This window comes from Streptomyces sp. ID05-39B (assembly GCF_033794725.1).
Taxonomy (GTDB): Bacteria; Actinomycetota; Actinomycetes; order Streptomycetales; family Streptomycetaceae; genus Streptomyces; species Streptomyces bobili.
In genome coordinates this window covers 1-6,344 of sequence record NZ_JARGEF010000350.1, presented here as the reverse complement: position 1 = coordinate 6,344, position 6,344 = coordinate 1, and the positions used below count along the sequence as shown (strand labels likewise).

The following is a 6,344-nucleotide window of genomic DNA, read 5'->3' as shown; positions in this document are numbered from 1 at the left end:
TCCCGGCCCCCAGGAGGTGGTGGGCGAGGTGCTCGGCGGCGTCGACCGGGGCGCGGACGCCGTGGTCATCGGTGTGACCGCGGCACTCGGCGGCTGAACGGGCCGAACCAGGCGCCGCGGGGCGCACGGGAAGGTCGGGAAGGTGACGACAGGGCTAGGACGTGCAGACGTTCCGCAGTTCGTCGGCAGCACGGTCGATCTTGCCGGAGTCGGGGTTGTCGCCGTTGAGGATGTCCCTGTTGTAGTCCTCGATCGCCTCGTCGAGATCCTCGATCGCGTGGTCGACCTCGCCGTCGTCCGCCTTGTCGTCGATCTAGTCGAGGTTCTTCTCGATGGTGGCGATGGACTCGTCGGTCTTCGTGGAGTCCTCGATCGCGTCGATGCCGGCCCGGTGGATGGCCGTGACGCTGTCGCTGATGGTGTCCGCGTTCGACAGGCAGTTCCAGGAGTCGTCGAACGCGCAGCCGCTCAGGAGGCCGGCGGACAGCACGAGCGCTGCCGCCGCGGTGGCGAGGGAGGCGGTACGGCGTCCGCGCCGGCGGTTGACGGCCATGGAGAGGTCCCTTCGGGAACAGTGAGCGACAAGTGGCTTCTTCACCTGCCACGATCCGCTCACCGGCCCGCCCGGACGGAGGGTCCGCACCCCCGGATCCATGGTGGAGCGAGCTACACCACAGGGCGTCCGGCGGCGGACCGGGCGCCTCGGCCGACCCGGTAGGCTTCCCGGCGTGCGCCCGTCCCCGGCGCACGCCGGGAAGCAGGACTCGAACGGGAGGAACCGGCGGTGCACGTCCAGGAATGGCTCGAGGCCGTACCCCCGGTCGCCATCTACGCGCTGGTGGGCCTGGTCATCGGACTGGAGAGCCTGGGCATTCCGCTGCCGGGCGAGATCATCCTCGTCTCCTCGGCGCTGCTCGCCTCGCAGCACGGTGACATCAACCCCGTCATCCTCGGCACCTGCGCCGTCGTGGGCGCGGTGATCGGCGACTCCATCGGCTATGCCATCGGCCGCAAGGGCGGCCGTCCGATGCTGGCCTGGCTGGGCAAGAAGTTCCCCCGGCATTTCAGCGAGGGACACATCGCCACGGCGGAGCGGTCCTTCGAGAAGTGGGGCGTGTGGGCCGTCTTCTTCGGCCGCTTCATCGCGTTGCTGCGGATCTTCGCCGGGCCGCTCGCGGGCGTCCTGCACATGCCGTACTGGAAGTTCTTCCTCGCCAACCTGTTCGGCGGCATCGTCTGGGCGGGCGGGACGACGGCTGTCATCTACTACGTGGGCGTCGTCGCGGAGTCCTGGCTGAAGCGGTTCTCCTGGCTGGGCCTGGTGGCGGCCGTGCTCATCGGCCTCACCTCGATGATGGTGCTGAAGCGCAAGGCGAAGAAGGCCGCTGAGCAGGCCGGACCGACGCAGGCCGAGACCGACGCCGAGCCGGTGACCGTGACGGCTGCCGAGTAGGTCGCGGCCGCACGCCGTCCCCGCGCCGTCGCGCCCTGCGGGTGCCTAGTCGTGGATCTCGCCGTGGGCCTTGGCGAGGTCGGCGTAGAGGGTGCCGTTCAGGGTGACGCCCTGACGCTCCTCCTCCGTCAGCTCCCGCCTGATCTTCGCCGGCACCCCGGCGACGAGTGAACCCGGCGGCACCTCCATCCCCTGCGGCACCAGGGCCTGGGCGGCGACCAGTGAACCGGCGCCGATGACCGCCCCGTTGAGCACCGTCGCGCCCATCCCGATCAGGCAGTCGTCGCCGACGCTCGCCCCGTGGACGACCGCGTTGTGACCGACGGAGACCCGCTCGCCGACGGTCACGGGGAAGCCGGGGTCGGCGTGCAGTGTGCAGTTGTCCTGGATGTTGCTCTGTGCCCCGACGGAGATCCGTTCGACGTCGCCGCGCAGCACGGCGCCGTACCAGACGCTCGCGCCCGCCGCGAGCGTCACGTCACCGATGACGGAGGCCGTCGGTGCCACGAACGCCCCCTCGTCGACCTTGGGTTCCCTGCCGCCGATGCCCACGATCAGCGCCTTGTGCGTCATCACCGACTCCTCTTGTCCGTCTTTTCCCCGCACGGTACGCCACCCGGTGGGGTGAAGATCACAGGCCTGGGGCGTCCTGGCGTCGGCGGGCGCTGAGTACGGTGAGCGGGTGCCGAAGCGCAAGAACACGTTCTCATCCTGGTGCCGCCGCCTCGCCCAGCGGGCCGTCCACGCGGGCTGGGCCTGGGTGCAGCGCACCGGTTCCGTCACCGCGGAACACCCCGGCGGCCTCCGCTTCGGCTCGATCGGCTCCGGCACCCGGCTCGCGTTCCCGCTCGGCACGGTGTTCGGCGAGCCCTGGATCCACCTCGGCGCGCACTGCATCGTGGGCGAACAGGTCACGCTGACGGCCGGTCTGATGCCCGGCCTCGACCTCGGCCCGGACCCGATCCTGCGGATGGGGGACGGCGTCGTGCTGGGCCGCGGCAGCCACGTCATCGCCGACACGACGGTCACCATCGGCAGCGACTGCTACTTCGGACCGTACGTCTACGTCACCTCGACCAACCACTCCTACGACGATCCGCACCAGCCCATCGGCAAGCAGTGGCCGCGGATGGAGCCGGTGGAGATCGGCTCCGGCTGCTGGATCGGCACCGGCGCGGTGATCCTGCCGGGGGCGCGGGTCGGACGGAACGTCGTCGTCGCGGCCGGCGCGGTGGTGCGCGGCACGGTGCCCGACCACGCCGTGGTGGCGGGCGCGCCCGCCCGCGTCGTACGGCGGTGGACTCCCGGCGACGGCTGGCAGCCGCCGCTGCGGACCCCGGCCCCGGTGCCGATCCCCGACGGCGTGACGTCCGACCAACTGGTGGCGCTTTCGGGCCTGGACGAGGAGTCGGCGGCGCGACTGGCGGAGCTGGAACCGGAGCGCTGACCCGGGCGGCGGCCCGACCTGACCCGCCGCTAACCCGTCGCCAGCAGCAAGGTCCCCACCAGCGCCAGTCCCGCCCCCGCCGCCTGGACCGCGCGCAGGCGTTCCCGCAGGAAGCCGCGGGCGGCCAGGGAGGTCACCACCGGGTAGAGCGAGGCCAGTACGGCGGCCACGGTGACCGGCCCGTGCTGGGCGGCGATCGCGTAGGTCCCGTTCGCGGCGACGTCGGCGAGGCCGACGAAGGCGTACGCGGGGAGCGCGCGCAACGGCAGTCCGCTCGCGGGGAGAGCGGGGGCGCCCCGGCGCACGGCGACGTACAGGGCGGCGCCGCCCGTGAGCACATTGGTGACGCGCTGCACGAACAGGGCCAGGAAGAGACCGGTGACCGTGGTCGACGCCTCTGTGATCAGCACGAACACCGTGCCGAAGCCGAGGGCCGCGACCAGGGTGAGGAGGACGGCCTGCCGCTGTACGGCCGCGCCCCTCAACTGCGGGCCGCCCGCGAGGACGACTCCGGTGACCGCCACCGCGATGCCCGCGGCCTGGGTCCATCCCGGGCGTTCGCCGAGGAACAGCCCTACGGAGACCGGGACGGCCACACTGAGCGTGGCCAGCGGCGAGACGACGCCCATCGGGCCGAGCGCCAGCGCCTTGTAGAAGGAGAGGAGGGCGACCGGTCCCACCAGTCCGGCCGCGACCGCGAACCACAGCCGCGGCCCCGCCTCGCTCCAGCCGCCGGTGGCCACGACGACGGCGCCCAGCACCACCGCCGCGATGGACTGGGAGACCACGACCACCGTGAGCGCGGGGGCGCGGCGCGTGAGCAGCCCGCCGCCGAAGTCGGCCAGGCCCCACAGGAGGCTGGTGGCCAGGGCGAAGAGTGCTGTCACCGGGGTCCTCGCAGTACAGTTCGGTGCACGATCGGGTGCACTACACCGTAGTGCAGGGGAATGGACCCTGTCATCCATGATATTGAACTCCGATAGTGGACTCCGGGCATCGTCCGGAGCAGGCGGAATTGGACGGAACGTGTCGGACCTCGACCTGCTGACCCAGTCCCTGGCGCGCAACGTCAAGCGCTGGCGCACCGAGCGCGGCTTCACCCTCGACACACTCGCGGCCCGCGCCGGAGTCAGCCGCGGCATGCTGATCCAGATCGAGCAGGCCCGCACCAACCCCAGCATCGGCACCGTCGTCAAGATCGGTGACGCCCTCGGCGTCAGCATCACCACCCTCCTCGACTACGAACAGGGTCCGAAGGTCCGTGTCGTCCCCGCCGACCAGGTGGTCCGGCTGTGGCACACCGATGCCGGCAGCTACAGCAGGCTCCTCGCCGGCGCGGAGGCGCCCGGCCCGCTGGAGATGTGGGACTGGCGGCTGATGCCCGGTGAGAGCAGCGGCTCCGACCCGCACCCGGTCGGCACGGTCGAGATCGCCCACGTCACCGCCGGAGAACTCACCCTCACCGTCGAGGGCACCGAGTACCGCGTCCCGGCCGGTGCGAGCGTCACCTTCGAGGCCGACGCCGCCCACATCTACGGCAACCAGGGCGACATCCCGACCGAGATGGTGCTCACCGTGTCGGTGCCGCCCGTGCACTGAGACACCCCGCCGACCGGCCCCGCACGGCTGTTAGCGTGCGGCCATGGACGCACCCATCGGACGCTTCGACACCGCCCACCCCGCACCAGACCGTCTCGACGAACTGACCGGCCCGGTCGCCGACGCCGTACGGGCGTGGAGCGGCAGCGTCCCCGCCGACCGGATCGTCTACGTCGACACCGACCCCCAGTGGGCCGACACGGCCGTCTTCGTCGAGCACTACGGGCGCGAGCTGCTGGAGCAGTCGGCGAACTGCGTGGTCGTCGCGGGCAAGCGCGGCGGCGAGACCACCCTGGCCGCGTGTGTCGTGCTCTCCACCACGCGCGTCGATGTCAACGGCGTGGTCCGCCGCCAACTCGGTGCCCGCAAGGCCTCGTTCGCATCGATGGACACGGCCGTGGGCGAGACCGGCATGGAGTACGGCGGCATCACCCCCGTCGGACTCCCCGCAGCGTGGCCGGTGTTGGTGGACTCCGCCGTCGTCGACCTGCCGTACGTGCTGGTCGGCAGCGGGCGCCGGCGCGGCAAACTGCTGGTGCCCGGAAAGGCGTTCGCCGAACTGCCGGGCGCGGTCGTGCTGGAGGGGCTGGGCGTCGCGGCCTGAGCCACGCCGCCTCACCCCGCCCGGCCCGTCAGTAGTGCTCGGCCGTTCCCAGGTACTGCTCCGCGAAGGCACCGGCGGCGGCCGGTGAGGTGAACAGGCGACGCAGCCGGGCGAGGGTGGTGCCCGCCCGGAACGGGTCGCCCGTCGAGGTGCCGTGGTACACCTCGGACAGCCAGTGCGAGAACTCCTGGTAGTCCCACACCCGCCGCAGGCAGGCCTCGGAGTAGCCGTCCAGGCCGTCGCCGTCGCCGCCGGTCAGGTATCCGGCCAGTGCGTCGCCGAGCAGGAACGCGTCGTGCAGTGCCAGGTTCATGCCCTTCGCGGCGATCGGCGCGACCAGATGCGCCGCGTCCCCGGCCAGGAACAGCCGCCCGTACGTCATCGGCTCGACCACGTAGTCATGCATGTCGAGCACGCGTCTCTCGATCAGCGGTCCCTCGGCGAGCGGCGAGGCGTCCGCGGCCCCGAGGCGCGTGCGCAGCGCCGTCCAGACGCGGTCGTGCGACCAGCTCTGCGGGTCGTCGCCGGGCGGACACTGGAGGTAGTACCGGGTCACCTCGGGGCTGCGGGGCATGTGCCCGGCGAACCCGTCGGGATGGATACCGAACAGCACGCAGTCGGCGGACGGGGGCGCCTGCGCGAGCAGCGCCAGCCAGCCGACGCCGTAGTCGTGCCGGGCGGTCCGCGACTCGTCCGGTGGCACCGCGGCCCGGCTCACCCCACGCGCCCCGTCCGCCCCGACGACGAAGTCGCACAGCAGCAGCCGCCGTTGACCTGTGCGCGGGCAGGTGTACGACACCGAGGGGCGGTCCGTCCCGAGATCGTGCAGTTCGACGTCGCGTACCGAGAAGCGGGCGTCACCGCCGCGCACGTCGACGTACTCCCGCACGAGGTCCGTCACCAGCAACGGCTGCGGGTAGACGAAGTGGTGACGGCCGGTCAGATCGCCGTAGGAGAAGCGGTAGCTCTCGCCGCCGAAACGGAACTCGCACGCGGTGTGCAGCTGAGCCCGCTCCAACAGGTTGTCGGCCAGGCCGCGCTGCCGCAGGCCGCGCACGGCCCACTCCTCCAGGACGCCCGCGCGCGGGTTGCCCTCGATGAACTCGCGGCTCTCCGCCTCCAGCACCACGCAGTCGAGGTGGGCGGCCCGCAGGATGTTGCCGACGGTCAGTCCGGCCGGGCCGGCGCCCACGACGACGACCGGAACATGAGAAAGGGGCGCGGGGGAAGGGGAGTTGAGG

At 71.9% G+C, this 6,344-nt stretch carries 8 protein-coding genes; 4 read left to right on the top strand and 4 right to left on the bottom strand.

All coding sequences use genetic code 11. From position 1 onward, the window contains the following. Positions 1 to 313: 313 nt before the first annotated feature. Positions 314 to 553 (bottom strand): hypothetical protein, encoded by a 240-nt coding sequence (locus tag P1P75_RS38630; RefSeq protein ID WP_319264195.1) that lies wholly within the window; start codon positions 551 to 553, stop codon positions 314 to 316. 231 nt (positions 554 to 784) lie between these two features. Here P1P75_RS38630 and P1P75_RS38625 point away from each other — a divergent pair, with 231 nt between their 5' ends. Next, the gene (locus tag P1P75_RS38625) at positions 785 to 1,453 is read left to right on the top strand and encodes a DedA family protein (protein WP_319264193.1); all 669 of its coding nucleotides are present in this window, start codon (positions 785 to 787) and stop codon (positions 1,451 to 1,453) included. A gap of 45 nt (positions 1,454 to 1,498) precedes the next feature. Here P1P75_RS38625 and P1P75_RS38620 read toward each other — a convergent pair whose 3' ends face one another. Then, positions 1,499 to 2,026, bottom strand: coding sequence for a gamma carbonic anhydrase family protein (locus tag P1P75_RS38620; RefSeq protein ID WP_319264192.1), 528 nt, complete (start codon positions 2,024 to 2,026; stop codon positions 1,499 to 1,501). A gap of 109 nt (positions 2,027 to 2,135) precedes the next feature. Here P1P75_RS38620 and P1P75_RS38615 point away from each other — a divergent pair, with 109 nt between their 5' ends. Further along, a complete protein-coding gene (locus tag P1P75_RS38615; protein WP_319264191.1) occupies positions 2,136 to 2,900 on the top strand; it encodes an acyltransferase in 765 nt (254 codons plus the stop codon). A 29-nt stretch (positions 2,901 to 2,929) separates the two neighbouring features. Here P1P75_RS38615 and P1P75_RS38610 read toward each other — a convergent pair whose 3' ends face one another. Next, positions 2,930 to 3,787, bottom strand: a complete 858-nt coding sequence (locus P1P75_RS38610) for a DMT family transporter (protein WP_319264190.1) — start codon at positions 3,785 to 3,787, stop codon at positions 2,930 to 2,932. A gap of 139 nt (positions 3,788 to 3,926) precedes the next feature. On the opposite strand from P1P75_RS38610, the gene P1P75_RS38605 reads away from it, so the two are divergent. Next, positions 3,927 to 4,499 (top strand): XRE family transcriptional regulator, encoded by a 573-nt coding sequence (locus tag P1P75_RS38605; protein ID WP_319264188.1) that lies wholly within the window; start codon positions 3,927 to 3,929, stop codon positions 4,497 to 4,499. A 43-nt stretch (positions 4,500 to 4,542) separates the two neighbouring features. Then, the gene (locus P1P75_RS38600; RefSeq protein ID WP_319264186.1) at positions 4,543 to 5,103 is read left to right on the top strand and encodes a YbaK/EbsC family protein; all 561 of its coding nucleotides are present in this window, start codon (positions 4,543 to 4,545) and stop codon (positions 5,101 to 5,103) included. A 28-nt stretch (positions 5,104 to 5,131) separates the two neighbouring features. Here the strand turns inward: P1P75_RS38600 and P1P75_RS38595 are convergent, their stop codons facing one another. Further along, on the bottom strand, positions 5,132 to 6,295 hold the full coding sequence (locus tag P1P75_RS38595) for a 4-hydroxybenzoate 3-monooxygenase (protein WP_319264197.1): 1,164 nt from the start codon (positions 6,293 to 6,295) through the stop codon (positions 5,132 to 5,134). Positions 6,296 to 6,344 lie beyond the last annotated feature (49 nt).

Coding starts and splice junctions, on each gene's coding strand:
- P1P75_RS38600 (WP_319264186.1), top strand. CDS start 4,543: ATGGACGCACCCATCGGACGCTTCGACACCGCCCACCCCGCACCAGAC.
- P1P75_RS38630 (WP_319264195.1), bottom strand. CDS start 553: ATGGCCGTCAACCGCCGGCGCGGACGCCGTACCGCCTCCCTCGCCACC.
- P1P75_RS38620 (WP_319264192.1), bottom strand. CDS start 2,026: ATGACGCACAAGGCGCTGATCGTGGGCATCGGCGGCAGGGAACCCAAG.